The sequence below is a fragment of the Hoeflea sp. genome, from assembly GCF_984452065.1.
On record NZ_CFHWAF010000077.1, the window covers coordinates 1 to 22,140 of the forward strand.

Here is a 22,140-nt window from a genome sequence, read left to right on the forward strand (position 1 = left end):
AGGCGGGCGACGGCTGCAGCCGTCGCCCGCCTGCAGGCAGGCCGTTATGACATGCGGCTCGCCGGACGGGCCCTTCCCGGTTGCCCCGCTTCCATATCGGTCCGGCAGGCCTTCAGCCTCTCGCGCACGCCGCCGGCGGGCCGCTCGCATATCCTGTGGCATGTCCGGCGCAACAATGAAATGCGCGCCGCGCTGTTTGCACGGGACATGCTGCGGTGTCCCGTGCGCATCGTGTTCACCTCCGCCGCCAGGCGCCGTCACTCCGCATTTCCACGTTTTCTGATTGCCCGCATGGATGCCGTGATCGCGACGACACAGGAAGCGGCCGCACTGGTTCCCAATGTCGAGGCCGTTGTCCATCACGGCATCGACACAGAGCGCTTCCATCCGGCCGACGACCGGGATGAAGCCTGGCGACAAACCGGATATCCCGGCCGTTTCGGCATTGCCACGATCGGTCGCATCCGACCGGAAAAGGGTACGGATCTTTTTGTCGACGCGATGATCCGGGTGTTGCCGGATTTCCCAGACGCGACCGCGCTCGTCATCGGAAAGGCAACGCCGCAGCACCGGGCCTTTGCCGCCGACCTGCAGCGGCGGGTCGAGGCAGCAGGCCTGTCCGCAAGGATCATCTTTGCCGGCGAATTGCCGTCCGACACGATATCCAACATCGTCCGCGCCCTGTCGCTTCTGGTCGCGCCGCCGCGCTATGAGGGCTACGGCATAACCCCGCTCGAAGCGATGGCAAGCGGCGTGCCCATCGTCGCGAGCCGAACCGGTTTCTTTTCCCGCTTCATCGATGAGGACAGGGCGGGAACGATCGTGGCGGAGCCCACCGCCGAGACCCTGTCGCAGGCCGTGCGCCACCTGATCGGCAATCCGATGGAGCTTGCCCTCAAGAGCAGCAATGCACGAAACCGCGCCGTCGAACAGTTCGGCATCGAAAAGGAAATCGACGGCATTCACGACGTCTATGAAACGTTGTGGAGCCGGGCGTAAGATATATCAGGCGCTAAATTCGGCACTCAGATCGATCGGCCCCTCATCCTTCACCTGGCGGATGGTCAGCATGGTGCGCACCGTATCGACATTGTCGGCGGCCGTCAGTTCGTCAATGACAAAATCCTGGAATGTCGCAAGATCCGAGGCGACACAATGAAGCAGGAAGTCCGATTCGCCCGACACCATCCAGCACTGCCGTACAATCGGCCATTGCTGGGTCTTGTCGGCAAAGGCGCGCAGATTGACCTCCGACTGCAGCGTCAGTCCGATCATGCAGAAAGCCACCAGATCGTAACCCAGCGAAGGTCCGTTGAGCATGGCCCGGTAGCCCTCGATGATCCCGCTTTCTTCAAGCTTGCGCAGCCGGCGAAGACAGGGCGGCGCGGAAATGCCCACCCGTTCCGACAGTTCCACATTGGTGATTCGGCCATGATCCTGAAGTTCCCGCAGGATCTTCAGATCGATTTGGTCGAGATCAGCCCGAAACGGCATGGCCAAAAGGTCCCTTCGGATCGAAAAAGATCTTTTGATTTGATCAGTTATTGCGCGCTCACGCAAGATTATTTCTTCAATAGCCGCCGCGCTCTCCCCCGACCTTGAAGGGATACACTTTAGCGCCACAACTGTGTGAAAACGCAAATGCTGCCCTTGAACAGGCAGGGTATGACTACGTACATTTGCCGCATATCGGCCGAGACCTTGCGCGACCGGCATTCGAACATCCAACAGTGGCCCGGCGCCATCTGCAATAAACAGGAAAACACCCATGACCACCCGCCACGCACGTGTGCTGATTATCGGCTCGGGACCGGCAGGATATACGGCGGCCATTTACGCCGCCCGCGCACTGCTTGAACCGGTGCTGATCGCCGGCATGGAACAGGGCGGCCAGCTTACCATCACCACCGATGTCGAGAACTACCCCGGTTATGCCGATCCGGTCCAGGGACCGTGGATGATGGAACAGATGCTCAAACAGGCGGAGAATGTCGGCGCTGAGATCGTCAACGATCTGGTCACCGACGTCGACGTCAATGTGCGTCCGTTCCGGCTCAAGACCGATTCCGGCCAGGACTATACCTGCGATTCACTGATCATCGCGACCGGCGCGCAGGCGAAGTGGCTCGGCATCGAGTCCGAACAGACATTCATGGGTTTCGGCGTGTCGGCCTGCGCGACCTGCGACGGTTTTTTCTACCGCGGCAAGAAGGTCGTGGTCATCGGCGGCGGCAACACCGCGGTCGAGGAAGCGCTTTATCTTTCAAATCTCGCCGAAACCGTGACCCTGGTCCATCGGCGCGACGAGTTGAGGGCGGAAAAGATCCTGCAGCAAAGGCTGATGGCCAAGGACAACATCAACATTGTCTGGGACAGCCAGCTTGAGGAAATAACCGGAGAAACCACCACACCGCCCTCCGTCACCGGCGTGCGGCTGAAAAACGTCAAGACCGGCGAGATCACAGGTCACCCGACGGACGGCGTCTTCATCGCCATCGGCCACGCGCCGTCGGTCGCCCTGTTCGAAGGCAAGCTGAAGCAGAAATCCAACGGCTATCTCTGGACTGCGCCGGATTCCACCGCCACCGATATTGCCGGCATTTTTGCGGCGGGCGACGTGACCGACGATATTTACCGCCAGGCGGTGACCGCCGCCGGAATGGGCTGCATGGCAGCACTCGAAGCCGAAAAGTTTCTGGCTGAAGCCGAACCGCTGGCCGACGCGGCGGAATAAAACAAGGGGCGGCCGCCCGGGCGGCGGCCCGAGGGGAGCAGACGATGCCGCTCGATTGGGACAAACTGCGTATCTTTCACGCCGCCGCCGAAGCGGGTTCATTCACCCATGCGGCGGAAAAGCTGCACCTTTCCCAATCGGCGATCTCCCGCCAGGTCAGCGCGCTCGAGCAGGATATCGGCGTGCCGCTCTTCCACCGCCATGCCCGCGGCCTGATCATGACCGAGCAGGGCGAACTGCTTTACCGCACCGCGCATGACGTTTTGCTGAAGCTGGAGGCGGTCCGGGTCCGGCTTTCCGAGACAACCGACAAGCCGAGCGGAAAGCTGCGTGTGACCACCACGGTGGGCCTCGGCTCGGTGTGGCTTACAGACCGTATGCAGGAGTTCATGGAGCTCTACCCGGATATCGAGGTGCAACTGCTTCTCGACAATGAGGAACTCGACGTCAGCATGCGGCATGCGGACTGCGCCATCCGTCTGCGCCAGCCTCAGCAGCCGGACCTCATCCAGCGCAAGCTGTTCACGGTCCACATGCACGTCTACGCATCACCGGCCTATCTCAACCGCTACGGCAAGCCGGAACATGTCTCCGATTTTGACGACCACCGCATTGTCACCTTCGGCGAACCGGCGCCGAACTATCTGCTCGACGTCAATTGGCTGGAGGTCGCCGGACGGCCGGTCAGCAATCCTCGCGTGCCGCAGATGCAGATCAACAATATGCCGTCGGTCAAACGCGCCGCTCAGCTCGGCATCGGCATTGCCATGCTGCCCGACTATATGGTCAGCCATGCCGACGGCCTGGTGCAGTTGGACATCGATTCCGATGTCCCGTCCTTCTCGGGCTTCTTCTGCTATCCGGAGGAACTGCGCGGCTCGGCCAAGCTCAAGGCATTCCGGGATTTCCTGATTTCCAAGGCGCGGAACTGGAAGTATTGACGGGCGTCCAATGGGCCTTTTACGATGTCCGCTCAACGCGAACATTCACAAAAATACGACACGACCGAAAGGACTCACGCCGCCGGAATCGGCGGGGAAGCCCTTACAGTAAAGGTAAAGCAACTTATCTTTAGATATTGATCCGTATATCTTTTTACAAATCAGATAGCCGGTACAAAAAAGCGGAAAATTATCGATTTGTTCAGCCTTGCACAAAACGCATAGCTGCCATGCGAGCCGATCCCTTGCAAATCCGCGATGAAATCAACATATCCAATGAAGCCGGCGAGTTCTGATGGACTTCTCCTCCCAGTGCCATCTTCGTCGGCTGTGTTCCCCTCTGGAGGTTTCGTTTTAAACCTTCCGATTTTACGGGCCGGAGAGCAATCTCAAGGCCCGTTTTTTTTGCCTACATGTAGAGCTTTTCTCCCTGCCTGCCCTCATAGAGATGGGCAACCTGCTCACCATATCCGTTGAACATCTGCGTGCGCATATAAAGGCCCGTATGCAGGATCCGTTCCTGATGCTGGTTCCAGCGCGGATGCGGCACGCCCGGATTGACGTTCGCCCAGAAGCCGTATTCCTGCGGCAGGACCTCCTCCCAGAAACTCACCGGTCTCCGGTCCGTGAAGCTTATGCGGCGAATGGACTTGATCGACTTGAAGCCGTATTTCCACGGCAGCGCCAGACGGATCGGCGCGCCGAACTGTTTGGCCAGCGGTTTGCCGTAAGCGCCGGTCACCATGAATGCGAGATCATTTGCCGCCTCATCGATGGTCACCCCTTCCACATAGGGCCATGGATACCAGCGCTGCTTCTGCCCTGCCGCCATCTGCGGATCGAGGAACGTCTCGAAGCGGATATATCTGGCTGAAGACAGGGGCCTCGCCATCGCCACCAGATCCTTGAGCGCAAATCCCGTCCACGGGATCGTCATGGACCAGGCCTCGACGCAACGATGCCGGTAGAGCCTTTCCTCCAACTGGACGCGGCGCGCCAGGTCCTCAAAGCCGATTGTGAAGGGTTCTTCCACAAGCCCGTCGATCTCGATATCCCACGGGCTTGTCCGCAAGGCTTGCGCCGCCCTCCAGATCTGCTTGTGGGAACCGAACTCGTAGAAATTGTTGTAGGTCGCGTTGACATCTTCGGGCGTGAGTTCGCGATCGAGCCTGTAGGCCGGGTTGCGTTCGGCCGGGTAAAGATCGGCGGTCGGATCGTCATCGGCCCTCGCCCGTCCGGGACCAGCGGCAATAGCGGCGGCAATGCCGAGACCGGTCAGTCCGAAGCCTCTGATGATTTCACGCCTGTTGAAGAACACCTCTTCGGGCGTGGCCTGAGCCTCACTCAGCGCCCAGGATGGTTTGTGAAGCACGTTTGGCAAAACCGGCCCTCCAGCAGCATGCACAGCGCTGTCCGGCGCGCCGCCAACTGCCGGGGATCATAAGATGGCCGCCGGCACAAACAATTCATGCCACTTCACAATGTGGTGTCCGGCTCGACCCGTTGCCGTAACCTATCTGCAGGCGGCACAAAAACGCTGGATACGGTGGCAGGCCTCTTCCAGCAGTTCCTCCGACGTCGCGTAGGAGATCCTGAAGTTCGGGCCGAGACCGAAGGCCGAGCCATGAACCACCGCAACGCCCTCGGTCTCCAGCAGCTCCGTCACGAAGTCCTCGTCACTCTCGATCGTCTTGCCGGACGGCGCCGTCTTGCCGATCAGACCGGCACAGGACGGATAGACGTAGAACGCCCCCTCCGGCGTCGGACAGGAGATGCCATTGGCCTGGTTGAGCATCGAGACCACGAGATCGCGGCGGCCGGCAAAGATCGTCTTGTTCCGTTCGATGAAATCCTGCGGACCGTTCAGCGCCTCCACCGCCGCCCATTGGGCAATGGAATTCGCGCCGGAGGTCTGCTGGCCCTGGATCATATCCATGGCCTTGATCAACTCCCGTGGGCCGCCCGCATAACCGATCCGCCAGCCCGTCATGGCATAGGCTTTCGACACGCCGTTCATCGTCAGGGTCCGCTCGTAGAGCTTCGGCTCGACCTGCGCAGGCGTCTTGAACTGGAACCCGTCATAACAAAGGTGCTCATACATATCATCGGTCAGCACCCAGACATGCGGATGCCTGAGCAGCACGTCGGTCAATGCGCGCAGCTCGCTTTCGCTATAGGCCGCTCCGGAGGGGTTGGACGGCGAGTTGAAAATCAGCCATTTCGTCTTCGGTGTTATGGCGTCTTCAAGAGCCTGCGGATCAAGCTTGAATGCGTCCTTGAGGCGGGTCTGTGCAAACACCGCCGTACCGCCGCAGATCGCCACCATCTCCGGATAACTCACCCAGTAAGGCGCCGGGATGACGACTTCGTCTCCGGCATTGAGCGTCGCCATCAGCGCGTTGAAAAGAATCTGTTTTCCGCCGGTGCCGACAATCACCTGATCGGGTGTGTACGCCAGCCCGTTCTCGCGCAGGAACTTGTCCGAGATCGCCTTGCGCAGTTCGGGAATTCCGGCAACGGGCGTGTATTTCGTCTCGCCGCGCCGCATCGCATCGATCGCCGCGTCCTTGATATTGTCAGGCGTGTCGAAATCCGGCTCGCCCGCGCCAAGCCCGATGACGTCGCGGCCCCGGGCTTTCAACTCCCGCGCTTTCTGTGAGACGGCAATTGTGGCTGAAGGCTTTACGCGCGAAAGCGCATCGGCAAGAAACGCCATGTCGGAATTCTCCATTTGAGCCAAGGGGCATAAACGGGACGGCTTCCCGTTTCGTGTATAATCCTATGTCGAATCAAGGCGCGAAGTTCAAGCCGCTCGCGGAACACGGCAATCGCGTCTGGCTTGCGGGGATAATGTCCGGGGAGAGGAAATGGCCGAATCCAGCGCGAACGGTCGGATCCTTTCCGAAACGGACGGCTCGTCGACCGCCTCCTTCGGACCTTTCGTCATGAAGACGGCGCTGCAGCCGATCATCGGCCGGAACCGCTCGGGCGCTCTGGTGCTGCGCGGCCTCGAGGGTCTTCTGAGGCTGTTTTTCAACGGCAACGCTTTCAGCCCCGCCGAGTTCTTCACCCGCATCGGCGACGGCGAGCGCCTCAATGTCGATGCGCTTTGCCGCAGGATACACATAGCAAACGCCGCGCTCGACCCGGTCAACGACAGCCTGCTCTTCCTGAATTTCGATCCCGGCGTTTACGAGAGCCACCGGCAGGTCGCTTTTGAAGTGATCCGGATGAAAAGGGACGCCGCGACGGGCGGTTTTTCTCCCCGCAGGATTGTCTGCGAAATGACCGAAGGGCACGCTGGCGCGCCAAACCGCCTCGTTTATCTGACGGAAAACCTGAGGGAACACGGCTTCAAGATCGCCGTCGACGATTTTGGCACACAATCGTCAGATGCGCGGCGCGTCAAACTGATCAGGCCCGATATCGTCAAGCTGGATTCCGTCTGGGTTAAACGGCTGATGGCAAGCCAAAGCGGCTTTTCGGCGCTGAAGGATGCTGTCGATCGCTTCCGACAGGACGGAGCGCAGGTCGTGGTCGAGGGGCTGGAGGAGGACTACCAGGTGGACCTTGCCTGGGGCGCCGGCGCCGATTTCGTGCAGGGTTTCGCTCTGGCCCGGCCGCAGCTGGCTCCAACACGGTTTTCCGGTATTTTCCGCCACAATGCAGCCTGACGGGCCGAGCGCCGGACTTGCCACCTTCCAGTCGTAAAGCCCGACACAAAATCACCACGACAAAAGTCCATCCGCGCCCCAATTCCGTCTCCATAGAGTCCATTTCCGGGTCTTAGCTCATCGTGCCGACAGACGGCTTGAGGCGGGTCACGAGAATGGAGGCTGACGATGGAACTGGACGGTAACTATCTCGATGCCAGCAGGCAGGCGCAGGATGCGCGCAAGAGGGTAAAACTGACCTTTTTGGCCATTGCCGCCTGCGCCCTCCTGTTCACCAATCTCGTCGCCGAAGGCAAACCCGTTGACACGCCGCCAAAAACCGAAACGTGCATGGATCACGGTATGAGCTGCACATTGCGCGCTTCGGCCGGGCGCGATTGAACCCGCTCCGCGAAAGAACTTTAACTCGCTAAACAAAACCCTATCTTCGTCTTGACGCTTCCGCCAAATAAACCAGAAGGTCTGGACATGCGCATACTGACGAAGACCGGCGCCGTTGCCGCCATATTTACGATCGCAACCGCGCCGGCAATCGCCGCCGATACCTATGCGACGAAAAAAGTCGACATCCGCGTGGAAACGGTCGCCGACGGACTTGAGCACCCCTGGGGTGTCGAGACTCTGCCCGACGGCGCTTTTCTTGTGACCGAACGTCCCGGCCGCATGCGGATCGTCGAGAACGGCACGCTCTCCGCGCCGCTGGACGGGCTGCCGGAGATCGCCGTCGGCGGCCAGGGCGGTCTGCTGGACGTCGCGCTCGCAAACGACTTCGACCAGAGCGGGACCATCTATTTCACCTTCTCCGAGCCCGGCCGTGGCGGCGCGGGAACCGCCCTGGCGCGCGCCAAGCTGGCGCGTGACGCCGGGGGCGCCCGGCTGGAAGACGTGGATGTCATTTTTTCGATGGACCGCAAGACACGGCGCGGCCAGCATTTCGGTTCCCGCATCGCCGTCGCCGGAGATGACACGATCTTCTTCTCGATCGGCGACCGTGGCGACGGAGCACGTTCCCAGGATCTGATGGACCATGCCGGCGCTGTTCTGCGTGTCGGCCCGGACGGCTCAATTCCGGCCGACAATCCTTTCGTCTCCGACGACAAGGCACTCTCGGAACTCTGGTCAAAGGGGCACCGAAACCCGCAAGGCATGGATATCGACAGTAAAACAGGGACGCTTTACGCGGTCGAACACGGCGCACGCGGCGGCGATGAAATCAATCAGCCGGAACCCGGTCTCAATTATGGCTGGCCTGTCATTTCCTACGGCCGGCACTATTCCGGCGCCAAGATCGGCATCGGCTCCGACGCGCCCGGCTATCAGCAGCCGATCCACTACTGGGATCCCTCGATCGCACCGGGCGGCATGACGGTCTACCGCGGCTCCATGTTTCCGGAATGGGACGGCGACTTTCTGGTCGCCGCACTGAAGGACCGCATGCTGGTGCGCGTGGACCGTGACAGCGCCGGCAACATCACCGGCGAGGAAAATCTGCTGGAAGGACGATACGGCCGGTTGCGGGATGTCAAAAGCGCCCCTGACGGCTCGCTCCTTGTCCTGACGGACGAACCGGACGGCGCTTTGCTGCGTATTTCGCGCAACTAGAGAAAGCCCGGTTTAAGGAGCCCGTTTTGAAATTCATTGCCTATGCGGCCGGCCTGCTGGTCCTCGCGGTCGTTTGCATCGCCATATTGTTTTTTGCCTACGGGCGCGAGCGGAGCTGGCTGCTGATCGCCGGCAGCCCCGACCGGGGCCGGATGGACCTTTCGGTCGTCCGGCGCAGCCCGACGGCAAATGATGCCCTGGCCTGCTCGGCGGGATTGCGCGAGGATTGCGACTTTACCCTGCCCGCCTTTGGCGAGGAGCCCGGACAACTCGCGGCAAAGCTTGCGGATCGGGTCGCCGCCGCCGACGCGCTTGCCCGCCGGGTCGACGACGCAACCGATCCCGCGCATGTGCGCTTCGTCACCTATTCGCCGCTGATGCGCTTTCCCGATCTTGTCAGCTTCCAGCTTGTCGAAATGCCGGACGGGAAGACGGGCATCATAGCCCATGCCCGCGCCCAGCTCGGACGGCTCGATTTCGGCGCCAACCGGGCACGGCTGGAAGCCTATCTCAACGACATCTGAAGCGATCGGCAAAAGCCTTGCGGCCGGGTGACCTGAACGGTTTCGTCGTGATCGGCATTGACGCATTTTGTCGCATCGGCCTGAACCAAAATGTCATTTAAGCCCTAATCCTTTACGGGCACAGCGATTTGGCTTGCCAATGTGAGTTGCAATACAGATCTGTCATAAAACTTTTTCTTGCTTATTTGCGCCACCTGCATCACTCTATCGCGCGTTCGGGCAATTTGCGAACACGGGAATCCTACAGATAGCCATGCGGACCGGAGACGCATAATATTCCGGGTGAACCCACACCCTGCTGAAACGAGCGTAAAAGGGATCACGATAACAGGGACCTTTCCGAAACTTTCGAGAACTGCCTGCCTTACCCGTCCAACGGGTAAAACCGACGACGTGCGGGCAATTGCCTGCGGACACAAAGAGGACCTGAAAGCATGGCCGAGACTGGCACTGTAAAGTTTTTCAACACCGACAAGGGTTTCGGTTTTATCAAACCCGATAGCGGCGAGTCTGACATCTTCGTTCACATTTCCGCCCTCAAGGATTCGGGCCTGGAGACACTTCTTGAAAACCAGAAAGTGTCGTTCGATACCGAACCTGACCGTCGCGGAAAAGGACCGAAGGCCGTCAATCTGACGGTCGTGGAGTAATCCGGTCACGGGTACCGCATAAAGGCCGCCTGACATTCTGTCGGCGGCCATTTTTTCAGCAGCACATCAGTTTTCTTCAATATCTTAAAGACTTCCATTCAGTTTCCGTTCCTTGCCCGAACATGAGAGTCCGATCCGAAAGGAAGTCCGGCCATCACAGGAAGGCCCGCACCCGCTATCTGCGCGGTCGTCATCAGCACCGCCCGCCCGTCGTCGTCCACAAGGGCATTCGCAATGCCGCCGCCGTTGCTCTTATGGGCTTTGCGGCCGGCGGACGCTGACCGCTGACATCCTATCTCTCACGCCGGGTCTCGACCGGCGTTTTTATGCGTTCAGCTTCGGTTCAGGCAGCGCCGACTAGCGTGTCATTCCAGGCGAAGGACAGATCGCATCAGGATGACAATCGAGAGGAATGGTAAGATGGGAAATCCGGTCAAAGTGCTTGTCGCAACGCTTGCAGTCACAGCTGCAACCCTTGCGCCGCTCTCACAATCCCACGCCCATGATCGCGGCCACCGGCATTATCATGACCACCATGGCGAGCGCGGCTGGTACGGCCCCAAACCCCGCAGGCACAAGCGCCACCGCGGCCCCGTCGTCATCGAGAAAAACAATGGCGACGACGCGGTTCTCTACGGAATTCTGGGGCTCGCGGCAGGCGCATTGATCACCGGCGCCTTGCTGAGCAGCCCGCCTCCCCAGCGGCGCTATGTGGAGCCCCGGCGTGCCTATAACCCGCCACCTGGAGCCTATGACCGGCCGTCAAACGACTATTATCCGCCGGCCCCCAGGCCCGCACCGGTCTATGCCGAGGGCAAATATGAACCCTGGACGGACGAATGGTATCGCTACTGCAGCCGGCGTTATCGTTCATTCAACCCGGCGACGGGCAATTTCAGGGGCTATGACGGCTACGACCACTTCTGCGTCGCACGCTAGGTCACAGGCCTTTGAGAAACGGGTTGGTGAGGCGCTCCTCGCCAATCCGTCCGCCGGGCCCATGGCCGCAGATGAAGCCGACCTCGTCACCCAGCGGCAGCACCTTGTCTCGAATGGAATCGAGCAGTTGCTGATGGTTGCCGCCCGGAAGATCCGTGCGGCCGATCGAGCCGCGGAAAAGCACGTCCCCCACATGCGCATGGCCGGGACAATGGAAAACCTCGAACGCATGGTCGCCGAACGAGACCTTCTCGCCCTCCGACAGCCAGCGGTCGGGGCTGACATTGCGCACGCCGCCCGCAAGGCCGAACATACGCGCCTGATCCTCAAGCCCCTCGAGCAGCGGTCTGTCGTCCTCATGCGGCCCGACAATCGCGACATCGAGCGCCTCCTTGAGGTCCATCGCCCCGCCGGCGTGATCGATATGCCCGTGTGTCAGCCAGATCGCCTCGATGCTGATTCCGTTCTTCTCAAGGACCTCCTGTATCGCCGCAACATCCCCGCCCGGATCGATCACGACACCTTTCTTGCTGTCGGAATCGAAAAGGATCGTGCAGTTCTGCTGAAAATCGGTCACCGGCACGATGCCGGCCTGTATCTGGCCCATGGTCATATCCCTGGTTGTTGAGGTGTCGACGGCCCCGAAGAGGAAGGCAAGACAAAGGGCGCGCAACCCGGATGGCGCGCGCCCTGCCGCAACGGGATTGTCCCCGCGCTATTCGGCCGCCTCACGTACCGGCTGAACAGCCCGCGCGTAGTCGTTCACCAGATTGGTGGTGATTTTGCCGACGGTAAAGCGATACGGACCGACCTCCGAAACCGGTGTGACCTCGGCCGCCGTGCCGGTGAGGAAACATCCTTCGAAACCTTCCATTTCTTCCGGCATGATCGCCCGTTCGACGACTTCATAGCCGCGCTTGCGGGCAAGCTCGATGACCGTACGGCGGGTGATGCCGTCGAGGAAGCAGTCAGGCGTCGGCGTGTGAATGACGCCGTCCTTGACGAAGAACACATTCGCGCCCGTGGCCTCCGCCACCCGGCCGCGCCAGTCGAGCATCAGCGCATCCGCATAGCCCCTGGATTCCGCCTCGTGCTTGGACAGCGTGCAGATCATGTAGAGGCCGGCGGCCTTTGATTTAGACGGGGCCGTGGCCGGGTCCGGGCGCCGATAGGCCGCCATGTCGAGACGAATACCCTTGAGCCGTTCTTCCGGTCTGAAATAGGAGGGCCACTGCCAGATGGCGATCGCCAGATTTATGCGGTTGTGCTGCGCCGAAATGCCCATCATTTCGCTGCCGCGCCATGCGACCGGGCGCACATACGCATCCTCGAAACCCTGGCGCTTCAGGAGTTCATTGCAGGCATCGTCGATTTCCTCGACGCTGTAGGGTATATCGAAGCCGAGCAGCTCGGCGGAATTGTGCAGCCTTTCGGTGTGCTCGCGCAGCTTGAAAATCACGCCGCCATAGGCACGCTCGCCCTCGAACACGGAGCTGGCATAGTGCAGACCGTGGGACAGCACATGCAGCTTGGCGTCCTTCCATGGAACGAACGCGCCATTATACCAGATTTCGCCCTCAAGCTGATCGAAGGGGACCGATGCCATTGCGTTACCTCCAGCGCCGTCGCGCTTCCTTGGATGTTGTATTCGCCGGGTATGAGAAAAGCCCATGGAGAACCGGAAATGGGGCGTGCGAAGCTCAAAGCCGCAAAAACGCCGGGACCCGTGTCCATGGAGGGTTTTACATCCTTGACGCAGGATGAGGCTATCAATAGCATCAAATTATGTCAACAAGGCTGACATATTTGAAATATTATGTCGGCCGGATGGGCGACTTTGAAAGGGACAGACATCATGCCGTCCGACAGGGCACGTAAAATACCGGACGCCGACACCATAACCGGCCCGCTCTCGGAAAGTGACGGGATCGATTTCGAGATCATCGAGATGCTGTATTTCGCCTATCGCGACTTCACGTCCGACCCCGATGCGATTCTCGCGAAATTCGGCTTCGGCCGGGCCCACCACCGGGTGGTGCACTTTGTCAATCGCCAGCCCGGCATGACCGTCGCCGACCTGCTTGACACTTTGCGCATCACCAAGCAGAGCCTTGCGCGGGTTCTGAAGCAGTTGGTGGATTCAGGTTATATCCACCAGGTTGAAGGACCGAACGACCGCCGGCAAAGGCGTCTCTATCCGACTCATAAGGGTCGGGAACTGGCCCTGGAACTGGCTCGGCCACAGTCTCGCCGCATAACCGAAGCACTAAGGGGCATCGATCCCGAGGGGCAGAAGCTGATCAGACGATTCCTGCAGGGCCTGGTAGACCGGGATTGACCGATGGGGTTTTGGCGACAACGATGAGGAGGCGGCATGCCGGCTGAAGCGCTTTCCGACAACGCTGCACATCTGCTTGTCGTGGACGACGACACGCGAATTCGCGACCTGTTGAACCGCTATCTCAGCGATCAGGGTTTTCGCATCACCACCGCCGCGGACGCGGCCGAGGCCCGGCGCAAGCTGGAAGGTCTCGAGTTCGATCTGCTGATCGTCGACGTCATGATGCCCGGCGAAACCGGCGTTGCATTGACCAAGGGGCTGCGCGAGATACGCGACGTGCCGATATTGATGCTGACGGCGCTTGCGGAAATCAGCAGCCGTCTCGAAGGCCTCGAAGCCGGCGCCGACGACTATCTTGCAAAGCCGTTCGATCCGCGTGAGCTGGTGCTGCGCATCAACAATATTCTCAAGCGCGGCGGCCCGCCCGACATTCCCCAGATCGAACAGATCGTCTTCGGACCCTATACGTTCGGCCTGGCGCGGCGCGAGTTGAAACGCGGCGCCGAAGTCGTGCGCCTGACGGACCGGGAACAGGAAATCATGGTCCATTTCGCCCAGCGGCCGGGAGAAACCATTCCCCGGCACGAACTGGTGGGCGAGGATATCGATATCGGCGAGCGCACCATCGACGTTCAGATCAACCGCCTGCGCCGCAAGATCGAGGAAGACCCGGCCAATCCCATGTGGCTGCAGACCGTCCGCGGCATCGGCTACCGGCTGAGCGTCGAATAGGGCGCATACCCGGATATTCGCCTGCACGGCCAGTCGTTTAACGCGATTTTGTCGGGCCGGCTCACGGTTTCTTTGCTATAAGGGGGCCGCGCGGTGCAGGCACGTCCCGGCTATGACCGCGCTTGCAGGACCGGTTTATGACAACGATCGATTCCATACGGCGCGAATACGAACGCTATCCGCCGAAAGGCATAAGGCGCTACACGCGCTGGTTCACCCGCCGCGTTCCGACGGGTCTTTACGGCCGCACGCTCCTGATCATCATCCTGCCCATGGTCATCCTGCAGTCGGTGATCGCCTTTGTCTTCATGGAGCGGCACTGGCAAACCGTCACCCAGCGCCTGTCGACGGCGGTCACCCGCGACATCGCCGCGATCATCGACGTGATCGACACCTATCCCCAGGACGCCAATTTCGACGAGATCACCCGCATCGCCCGCGACCGGCTGCAGCTCAACATCGCGATAGAGCCGGAAGGAGCGCTGCCGCCTCCGCGCTCCAAACCCTTCTTCTCGATCCTGGATTCCATCCTCAGCGAGGAGATCACCAGGCAGATCAAGCGTCCGTTCTGGATCGACACGATCGGCGATTCCAACCTTGTCGAGATCCGCATCCTGCTCGATGACAAGGTCCTGCGCGTCTTTGCCCGCCGCAGCCAGGCCTATGCGTCCAACACGCATATTTTCCTGTTGTGGATGGTCGGAACCTCCTTGGTCCTTCTGATCATCGCCATCCTGTTCCTGCGCGGCCAGATCAAACCGATCCTCAGCCTTGCCGATGCTGCCGAGAGCTTCGGCAAGGGACAGAGGATGCCGGAGGATTTCCGGCCTCGAGGGGCCGACGAAATCCGCCGCGCCGGCCTCGCCTTTATCCGCATGCGCGAGCGCATCGAGCGGCAGATCGAACAACGCACCGCGATGCTGACCGGCGTCAGCCACGACCTGCGCACCATTCTGACGCGCTTCCGGCTGCAACTGGCGCTCGTCGGCAACGAGGCAGAGACGGCGCGCCTCAATGACGACATCGACGATATGCAGTCCATGCTTGAAGGCTACCTGTCGTTCGCACGCGGCGAAGCGCAGGAGGACGTCGGCGAACTGGACCTGCAGAAACTCTTTGTCAAGCTGGACGAGCATGCGCGGGTCCATGGCCGCAACATCACCTGCGCCATCGACGGCGAGCCGCTCGTCAAGGTGCGGCCGAACGCTTTTTCGCGGCTGGTCATCAACCTGGCCTCGAATGCCTGCCGGCATGCGCGGAACATCAATGTCCAGGCCACCATCCGCACCGGATGGCTGACCATTGTCATCGACGACGACGGTCCCGGCATTCCCGCCGATTTGCGCGAGGATGTCTTCAAACCCTTCTTCCGTCTCGACGAGGCACGCAATCAGGACAAGAGCGGCACCGGTCTCGGTCTCGCCATCGCCCGCGACATCGCCCGCAGCCACGGCGGCGATATCACCCTCGCCGAGAGCCCGATGGGCGGCCTCCAGGCCGTCATCCGCGTGCCGGCGTAAAGGAATACCGGGAACAGGCCGCTCTCGCACACCCGCAACAAGACATCGCGGACATTAGAGCGAGTTGTGAGACCTAAAGAGACGACGCAGATAGACGGCGGGGTGCCTTGTCTCCGCTCCGGCGGCGTCTTAGCGAATGTACGGCCCGCGCGATAACGCGTTCCTCATCCGTCGGGATCACCATCACGCGCGTGCGACCGTTTCCGATATCCTGCGCGTTTCTTGCGTTCAGCTCCGGGTCGATGCCGATACCGAGATAGTCGAGGCCCTCAACGATGCGCTGGCGGATCGGGCTCGCATTTTCGCCGACCCCTCCGCAGAAAACGAGGGCGTCAACACCGCCCAATACCGCCGATAGCGCGCCTGTTTCCCGGCGTGCGCGGAACACATAATAGTCTATCGCCTGCCTGGCCTCCGCCCGGTCCGAAGCCAGCAATTCGCGCATGTCGCCGGTAAATCCGGACAGCCCCAAAAGCCCGCTCTCGTGGTAGAGCATGTGCATCAAATCCCGCGGCGCCATGCCCCTTTGCTCAATGAGGTACAGCAAGACACCCGGATCGATCTGGCCGCACCGCGTGCCCATCGGCAAACCGTCTAGCGCGGAAAACCCCATGGTGGAGCCGACACTGTGGCCCTTGCGTATCGCACACATCGACGCTCCATTGCCGAGATGCGCCACAATGATACGGCCCTTGTGAAGGTCGGGGAACTGCTCGGCGATCACGCTCGCAATGTAGTTGTAGCTGAGCCCGTGAAATCCATAGCGCCTGATGCCCTGGTCGTAATAGGCGCGCGGCAGTGCAAAAGCGTCGTTCACCCAGGGGTGCCCGCGGTGGAACGCCGTATCGAAACAGCCGATCTGGACGGCACCGGGAAATGCCGCCTGCGCCGCTTCGACACCGGCCAGATTGTGCGGCTGATGCAATGGCGCCAGCGGTTCGAATTCCGCCAGCGCCTGCAGGATATCCCGCGTCAACACAGCCGGCTCGACAAAGTCCGGACCGCCATGCACGATCCGGTGGCCGATGCCGGAAATCTCCAGACCGCTCATATGCGGGGACAAAGCCTGCATTGCCGCATCGAGCGCTTCGGCTTGCGTGGGTGCGTTCACCCCGACCGAGGTTGTTGCCGCCTTTGTATGAAGTACAAGTCGCGCGCCATCACCGATGCCGTCGACCTGGCCATGCACCAGCTGTTCCGGTTCCGGCGCGTCAAGATAGAGGCCGAATTTGATCGAAGAAGACCCGGCGTTCAGCGTCAGTATACCCGTCATATCTTTTGTGCCTCGTTGAACAATGCGGCGATTGCAGCCGAGGCCACACGTGTCCGGTTGCCATCGGCGCGGCTTGTCAGCATGATCGGCACCTGCGCGCCCAGAACGATGCCCGCCGCCTCGGCGCCGGCCAGATACATCAATTGCTTGGCGATCATGTTGCCCGCCTCGAGATCCGGCGCCACCAGGATATCGGCCTGTCCGGCCACATCGGACCGGATGTTCTTGTTCGCGACAGCCCGCATCGAAACGGCGTTGTCGAAGGCCAGCGGGCCGTCCAGTATTCCGTCCGTGATCTGGCCGCGGTCCGCCATCTTGCACAGGGCGCTGGCTTCGACGGTGGACTGCAGCCGCGGCGTGATCGTCTCAACGGCGGACAGGATTGCCACCTTGGGCATCCCGATACCGATGGCGCGGGCCAGATCGATGGCGTTCTGGACGATATCGGCCTTGGTTTGCAGATCCGGCGCGATATTGATGGCAGCATCCGTGATAATAAGCGGCTTCGAGTAGGTCGGCACATCCATGACATAGACATGGCTCATGCGGCGCGCACTGCGCAGTCCGGTGTTCTTTGCGACCACGGCAGACATCACCTCGTCCGTGTGCAAGGCCCCTTTCATCAGGGACCGTACCCGCCCCTGGCGCACCAGTTCGACCGCCCGCTCGGCGGAGGCGTGGCTGTGTCGCGTATCGATGATCTCAAGCCCGGCGATATCGAGACCGCCTTCCTGCGCGACCGCCGTGATCCGTTTTTCCGGCCCCACCAGGACGGGCGCAATCAGCCCCTGCTCGCGGGCCGCCAGCGCGCCTTCCAGCGAACGGATATCGCACGGGTGCACAACGGCGGTCGGCAAAGACGGCACCGCCCGCGCCGCCGCCAGAAGCCGGTCATGCACAGCGCCTTTGCGATGCAGGACCAGGTCGGGCATCGCCACCTGCGGCCGGCGGATTTTCTTCTCCGGCGCGAGCACCACGGCCTGTCCGGTGATAACCGGGCTGCCATCGCCGTTCGTACATTGGCAATCCAGGGTCAGGCGCTTCTTTTCAATGTCTTTTTCGGCAACGGTCACACGCACCGTCACCGTATCGCCTATACCGACCGGTTTGAGGAATTTAAGTGACTGGTCCAGATAGATCGTTCCGGGGCCCGGCAATTGCGTGCCCAGCACGGTCGAAATCAGCGCGCCGCCCCACATCCCGTGTGCAATGACCTTGTGAAAGATATCGTCCTGGGCAAATTCTTCATCGACATGCGCCGGGTTCACATCGCCCGAGACAACGGCAAACGCATCGATATCGCGAGCCGTCAGTGTGCGCACAAGCTCGGCGTGATCGCCCACCTCTATTTCTTCAAAGGGCCGGTTTTCGATGTATTTCATGCTGGCATGGTGATCAGACAATATGATGGCCTCCATCGATATAGGCGGTATTGCCGCTGACCGAACGGGCAAATTCCGACACCAGACAGGCCGCCATGGCGCCCACCTCCTCGATCGTGGTCAGACGGTGCAAGGGCGCGCGTTTTCTGGCGTCCTCGATCAGTTTGTCAAAATGGGCGATCCCCGATGCTGCGCGGGTTTCCAGCGGACCGGGTGACATCGCGTTGACGCGAATATTCCTTGAGCCGAGTTCAACAGCCAGATAGCGCACCGTTGATTCCAGGGCGGCTTTGACCGGACCCATGATATTGTAGTGGTCCACCACCCGTTCAGCACCGTGGTAGGACACGGTCAGGATCGTGCCGCCATCCACCATCAGCGGCTCGGCGCGCTGCGCCAGACGGATCAGCGAATGCACCGAGATGTCCATCGCCATCCCGAACCCGTCACGGGAACAATCGACGACACGCCCGTGCAGATCGTCCTGCGGGCAGTAGGCGATGGAGTGGATCAGAAAGTCCAGCCGGCCCCAATGAACCTTGATCGCCTCGAAGACCGCATCCATCTGCGCCATATCGGTGACGTCCATCGGCAAAAACAGTTCGCTTGCAACCGCATCGGCGACGGGTTGAATAAACCTGCGGGATTTCTCGGACTGGTACGTCATCGCGATATCGGCGCCGAAGCCGCGGCACACCCGCGCACATCCCGCCGCGATTGACTGCTCATTGGCGACGCCAACGACCAGCCCGCGTTTACCGGCAAGAAAATCAGATGTCGGCAGCATGCCTTACTCCATTTTTACGTAGGTTCCCGGCGCGTCATCCAACGCGCCGGTGATTTGCGGAGGCGCCGATTTGCCGCTGGAATGGCGCACGAGCCACTCGGCCCATGCCGGCCACCAGCTGCCCTCTTGAGACGATGCTTTCTCCAGCCAGTCTTCAGGCGCCAGAGCCTTGTCCCTGTCACGGATGGTGTGCATGCGGAAATGGCGGCGCGGGTGCCCGGGCTCGGAAATGACGCCGGCATTGTGCCCGCCATTGGTCAGGACGAACGTCACATCGGCATGGCCCAGATTGTGGATCTTGAAGACAGACCGCCAGGGCGCGATATGATCGGTCTCGGTGCCCACGCCGAATACAGGCATGCGAATGTCGCGCAACGATATTGCGTGCCCGTCCACATGATACCGCCCCGCCGCCAAATCGTTGTTCAGGAACATGTGGCGCAGATATTGCGCGTGCATGCGGGCCGGCATCCGCGTGCTGTCCGCATTCCACGCCATCAGGTCGTTCATCGGCGCATCGTCGTCACCCATCAGATAGGCGCGAATCATGCGCGACCAGATCAGGTCATTGGACCGCAGCATCTGAAAGGCGCTCATCATCTGACCGGAGTCCAGATACCCCTGCGCATCCATGACATCTTCGAGGAACGACACCTGACTTTCATTGATGAACAGCATCAGCTCTCCGGCTTCGCTGAAGTCTGTCTGCGCAGCCAGGAGGGTCATGCTCTGCAGCCGGTCATCGCCATCCCGCGCCATCCTGGCGGCAGCAATCGACAGAAGCGTGCCGCCGAGACAGTAGCCGGTCGTATGCACCTTTTTTGCACCCGTGGCCTCGCAGATATGTTCAAGCGCCGCCATCGGACCCTGTTGCAGATAGTCGATCATGCCGAGGCCCGCATCCTCGGCACCCGGGTTGCGCCACGAGATCATGAAGACCGTAAAGCCCTGTTCGGTCAGAAATCGTACCATCGAGTTTTCAGGACTGAGGTCGAGAATATAGAATTTCATGATCCAGGCGGGCACGATAAGGACCGGCTCGGCATGCACCGTCCTGGTGACGGGTTCGTACTGGATCAGTTCCATCAGGTGGTTGCGATAGACAACCTTGCCTTTGGTGACCGCCAGATCCCGACCGACCACCTTGCCGGGGCTTTTTCTTTTGCCGCCGATCGCCGCCTGCCAGTCGCGGACAAACGCCGTCCCGCCTTTGATCAGGTTTTCACCATGTTGCTCGATGGTGCGCGCCATCGCCTCCGGATTGGTGAGCAGGAAATTCGAGGGTGCGAAAGCGTCAATCATCTGTCGCATCAAGAATGTCATGGCCCGGTCATGGAGAGGGCTCAGCCCCGGAACGTTCGACGTCGCGCGATTCGCAAAATCCTCGGTCAGAAGGAAGGCCTGCGCCAGCGCTGCATAAGGTTTTTGCTTCCATGCATCGCCGGCAAAGCGGCGATCGCCTTTCCTTGGCGCAATCGGGCGCTCATTTTCACCTTCCGGACATCCGCCGGCGACATAGCCGATCCAGTCCGCCCAGTTTTGTTGCGCCTTGAATGCGAGGGAAATCTGCTTGTCGGGCGCGCTTGCCAGATGCAAGGCCCAATCGTTGATCATGTTGAGCACGAATGCCGGCGATGTCCCGCCTGTCAACCGGGCTATCTGCTGGCGCAAAACCCGGCCATTTCCGTCAAGGCCGGGTGTGTCGTCCGCCCCCACACCCGCCTCGTTGTTGTTGAAATCTCTCATTCAGAATCTGCCACCTGTCCGCTTTGCTTTTCTAGTATTTAGGTACGGTGACAGAAGTAATACAGACACGCAGATTATCGGCCGCATCGTGACAGCGACCCGTCACAGGAACGTGTCAGGTGAGCACCCTCAAACCGTTCGGCAAGCGTCGGAGCGATGACGGTGATGTGGTCGAGCTTCAGCACAATAAGAAGTCTCCAAGACTGTCCGGAGCGCCCATATGATGCGATCAGCGGTGAAATGCAAATGCGACGATCGGCTGGCCCGGCTTCCCAAAACACGCCTGCGCGAACTTGTGCCGCTCCGTGCCTTCTATGCGGACGCTTCGTCACGCTGGCGTTTCAGCCTCTCACCGGAGAGAAAGTCGGGCGCTAAAACAGCCGGCCGCCATTCGGCACAGGTTTGTCGATGGCGGCCAGCACCACCTCGCCGTCCTCGTCGGGAAAGCCGAGCACCAGCACTTCGGACATGACCGGGCCGATCTGGCGCGGCGGGAAGTTGACGACGGCCATCACCTGCCGCCCGACAAGCTCTTCCGGCTCATAATGCCTGGTGATCTGCGCGGAGGATTTGCGGATGCCGAACTCGGGACCGAAATCGACCTTCAACTTGATGGCCGGTTTGCGCGCCTCCGGGAAAGGCTCAGCCTCGACGATCGTGCCCGCGCGGATCTCGACCTTTTCGAAATCGGACCATGAAATCGTGTCAGTCATGGTTTATCCGCGCTCCGCGAGTTCGCGCGATCTTCGGGCCGCCGCGGCAATGGCTTCATCAAAAAGCGCCTGCATACTGCCGTCGCGCATCAGCACCTCCAGCGCCGCCGCGGTGGTTCCGCCTGGAGAGGTCACGTTTTTGCGAAGAGTCACGGCATCATCTTCAGACTGGTGGAGCAGTTCCCCTGCCCCCGCGACGGTCGCGCGCGCGAGCCGCATCGAAAGGTCCGCGTCGAGACCGGCCTTCCTGCCCGCTTCCGCCATACATTCCACGAGATGGAATATATAGGCAGGTCCGCTGCCCGAGACGGCGGTGACCGCATCGAGCAGATTTTCCTCGTCAAGCCATTCGACCGGCCCGGTCACCGCGAGCAGGGCGTGGGCCTCTTCGCGCTGCTCTTTGCTGACGCGCCCGTTTGCGACCGCCGCGGTAATACCGCGTCCCACCATCGCCGGCGTATTGGGCATCGAGCGTACGATCGCCGTGTCGCCCAGATGCCGCTCCATCGTTTCGATGGTCGTCCCGGCCGCGATGGAGATCGAAACCGTGTCGGAGCCGACCAGCGGCTTCAACTGCGGCAG

23 protein-coding genes are annotated in these 22,140 nt (G+C 60.8%); 12 read left to right on the forward strand and 11 right to left on the reverse strand.

The annotated features are described in order from the left end of the window. Positions 1–999, forward strand: a 999-nt coding sequence (locus tag AC5E6N_RS15115) for a glycosyltransferase family 4 protein (RefSeq protein WP_491748582.1), incomplete at its 5' end; no start/stop codon positions are given. A gap of 6 nt (positions 1,000–1,005) precedes the next feature. Here AC5E6N_RS15115 and AC5E6N_RS15120 read toward each other — a convergent pair. Further along, positions 1,006–1,494, reverse strand: coding sequence for an Lrp/AsnC family transcriptional regulator (locus AC5E6N_RS15120; RefSeq protein WP_491748583.1), 489 nt, complete (start codon positions 1,492–1,494; stop codon positions 1,006–1,008). Positions 1,495–1,768: 274 nt separating this feature from the next. Between AC5E6N_RS15120 and trxB the strand changes: the two genes are divergently transcribed. Both trxB and AC5E6N_RS15130 read left to right on the forward strand, forming a co-directional pair. Continuing rightward, on the forward strand, positions 1,769–2,734 hold the full coding sequence (trxB, locus tag AC5E6N_RS15125) for a thioredoxin-disulfide reductase (protein ID WP_491748584.1): 966 nt from the start codon (positions 1,769–1,771) through the stop codon (positions 2,732–2,734). 44 nt (positions 2,735–2,778) lie between these two features. After that, positions 2,779–3,675, forward strand: a complete 897-nt coding sequence (locus AC5E6N_RS15130; protein ID WP_491688909.1) for a LysR family transcriptional regulator — start codon at positions 2,779–2,781, stop codon at positions 3,673–3,675. Between the two features lie 409 nt (positions 3,676–4,084). Here the strand turns inward: AC5E6N_RS15130 and msrP are convergent, their stop codons facing one another. Both msrP and AC5E6N_RS15140 read right to left on the reverse strand, forming a co-directional pair. Next, a complete protein-coding gene (gene msrP / locus AC5E6N_RS15135; RefSeq protein ID WP_491748585.1) occupies positions 4,085–5,056 on the reverse strand; it encodes a protein-methionine-sulfoxide reductase catalytic subunit MsrP in 972 nt (323 codons plus the stop codon). 132 nt (positions 5,057–5,188) lie between these two features. Continuing rightward, positions 5,189–6,391 (reverse strand): pyridoxal phosphate-dependent aminotransferase, encoded by a 1,203-nt coding sequence (locus AC5E6N_RS15140; protein ID WP_491748586.1) that lies wholly within the window; start codon positions 6,389–6,391, stop codon positions 5,189–5,191. Positions 6,392–6,542: 151 nt separating this feature from the next. On the opposite strand from AC5E6N_RS15140, the gene AC5E6N_RS15145 reads away from it, so the two are divergent. The 6 genes from AC5E6N_RS15145 (at position 6,543) to AC5E6N_RS15170 (ending at position 11,064) form a co-directional block, all read left to right on the forward strand. Next, entirely contained in the window at positions 6,543–7,349 is an 807-nt protein-coding gene (locus tag AC5E6N_RS15145; RefSeq protein WP_491748587.1) for an EAL domain-containing protein, read from the forward strand. A 168-nt stretch (positions 7,350–7,517) separates the two neighbouring features. Then, positions 7,518–7,730, forward strand: coding sequence for a hypothetical protein (locus tag AC5E6N_RS15150; RefSeq protein WP_491748588.1), 213 nt, complete (start codon positions 7,518–7,520; stop codon positions 7,728–7,730). Between the two features lie 87 nt (positions 7,731–7,817). Beyond that, positions 7,818–8,951, forward strand: coding sequence for a PQQ-dependent sugar dehydrogenase (locus tag AC5E6N_RS15155; protein ID WP_491748589.1), 1,134 nt, complete (start codon positions 7,818–7,820; stop codon positions 8,949–8,951). Positions 8,952–8,977: 26 nt separating this feature from the next. Beyond that, positions 8,978–9,475 carry a DUF1499 domain-containing protein gene (locus AC5E6N_RS15160; RefSeq protein WP_491748590.1) on the forward strand — a complete coding sequence of 166 codons (498 nt, stop codon included), beginning with the start codon at positions 8,978–8,980 and terminating at the stop codon, positions 9,473–9,475. A 434-nt stretch (positions 9,476–9,909) separates the two neighbouring features. Continuing rightward, positions 9,910–10,125, forward strand: coding sequence for a cold-shock protein (locus tag AC5E6N_RS15165; RefSeq protein WP_491688902.1), 216 nt, complete (start codon positions 9,910–9,912; stop codon positions 10,123–10,125). A gap of 420 nt (positions 10,126–10,545) precedes the next feature. Further along, positions 10,546–11,064: a BA14K family protein gene (locus tag AC5E6N_RS15170; protein ID WP_491748591.1), complete on the forward strand. Its 519-nt coding sequence runs from the start codon at positions 10,546–10,548 to the stop codon at positions 11,062–11,064. A gap of 1 nt (position 11,065) precedes the next feature. Here the strand turns inward: AC5E6N_RS15170 and AC5E6N_RS15175 are convergent, their stop codons facing one another. Beyond that, a complete protein-coding gene (locus AC5E6N_RS15175) occupies positions 11,066–11,671 on the reverse strand; it encodes an MBL fold metallo-hydrolase (RefSeq protein ID WP_491748592.1) in 606 nt (201 codons plus the stop codon). Between the two features lie 108 nt (positions 11,672–11,779). Then, complete coding sequence (locus tag AC5E6N_RS15180; RefSeq protein ID WP_491748593.1) at positions 11,780–12,670, reverse strand: branched-chain amino acid aminotransferase; 891 nt, start codon at positions 12,668–12,670, stop codon at positions 11,780–11,782. Between the two features lie 249 nt (positions 12,671–12,919). Here AC5E6N_RS15180 and AC5E6N_RS15185 point away from each other — a divergent pair, with 249 nt between their 5' ends. The 3 genes from AC5E6N_RS15185 (at position 12,920) to AC5E6N_RS15195 (ending at position 15,657) form a co-directional block, all read left to right on the forward strand. Continuing rightward, positions 12,920–13,402: a MarR family winged helix-turn-helix transcriptional regulator gene (locus AC5E6N_RS15185; protein ID WP_491748594.1), complete on the forward strand. Its 483-nt coding sequence runs from the start codon at positions 12,920–12,922 to the stop codon at positions 13,400–13,402. 36 nt (positions 13,403–13,438) lie between these two features. Continuing rightward, positions 13,439–14,137: a response regulator gene (locus AC5E6N_RS15190; RefSeq protein WP_491748595.1), complete on the forward strand. Its 699-nt coding sequence runs from the start codon at positions 13,439–13,441 to the stop codon at positions 14,135–14,137. Between the two features lie 137 nt (positions 14,138–14,274). Further along, positions 14,275–15,657 (forward strand): ATP-binding protein, encoded by a 1,383-nt coding sequence (locus tag AC5E6N_RS15195; protein WP_491748596.1) that lies wholly within the window; start codon positions 14,275–14,277, stop codon positions 15,655–15,657. Positions 15,658–15,730: 73 nt separating this feature from the next. Here the strand turns inward: AC5E6N_RS15195 and AC5E6N_RS15200 are convergent, their stop codons facing one another. From AC5E6N_RS15200 to proC, 6 genes are all read right to left on the reverse strand, one after another. Further along, positions 15,731–16,930, reverse strand: a complete 1,200-nt coding sequence (locus tag AC5E6N_RS15200; RefSeq protein ID WP_491748597.1) for an acetate/propionate family kinase — start codon at positions 16,928–16,930, stop codon at positions 15,731–15,733. Next, complete coding sequence (locus AC5E6N_RS15205; protein WP_491748602.1) at positions 16,927–18,312, reverse strand: bifunctional enoyl-CoA hydratase/phosphate acetyltransferase; 1,386 nt, start codon at positions 18,310–18,312, stop codon at positions 16,927–16,929. Before AC5E6N_RS15205 ends, AC5E6N_RS15200 begins: the two co-directional genes overlap by 4 nt. A 13-nt stretch (positions 18,313–18,325) precedes the next feature. Continuing rightward, positions 18,326–19,099, reverse strand: a complete 774-nt coding sequence (gene fabI, locus AC5E6N_RS15210) for an enoyl-ACP reductase FabI (protein WP_491748598.1) — start codon at positions 19,097–19,099, stop codon at positions 18,326–18,328. A gap of 3 nt (positions 19,100–19,102) precedes the next feature. Next, complete coding sequence (locus tag AC5E6N_RS15215; protein ID WP_491748599.1) at positions 19,103–20,845, reverse strand: PHA/PHB synthase family protein; 1,743 nt, start codon at positions 20,843–20,845, stop codon at positions 19,103–19,105. A gap of 371 nt (positions 20,846–21,216) precedes the next feature. Beyond that, entirely contained in the window at positions 21,217–21,558 is a 342-nt protein-coding gene (locus AC5E6N_RS15220; protein WP_491748600.1) for a tRNA-binding protein, read from the reverse strand. A gap of 3 nt (positions 21,559–21,561) precedes the next feature. Then, a partial coding sequence (proC, locus tag AC5E6N_RS15225; protein ID WP_491748601.1) for a pyrroline-5-carboxylate reductase occupies positions 21,562–22,140 on the reverse strand: 579 nt, incomplete at its 5' end.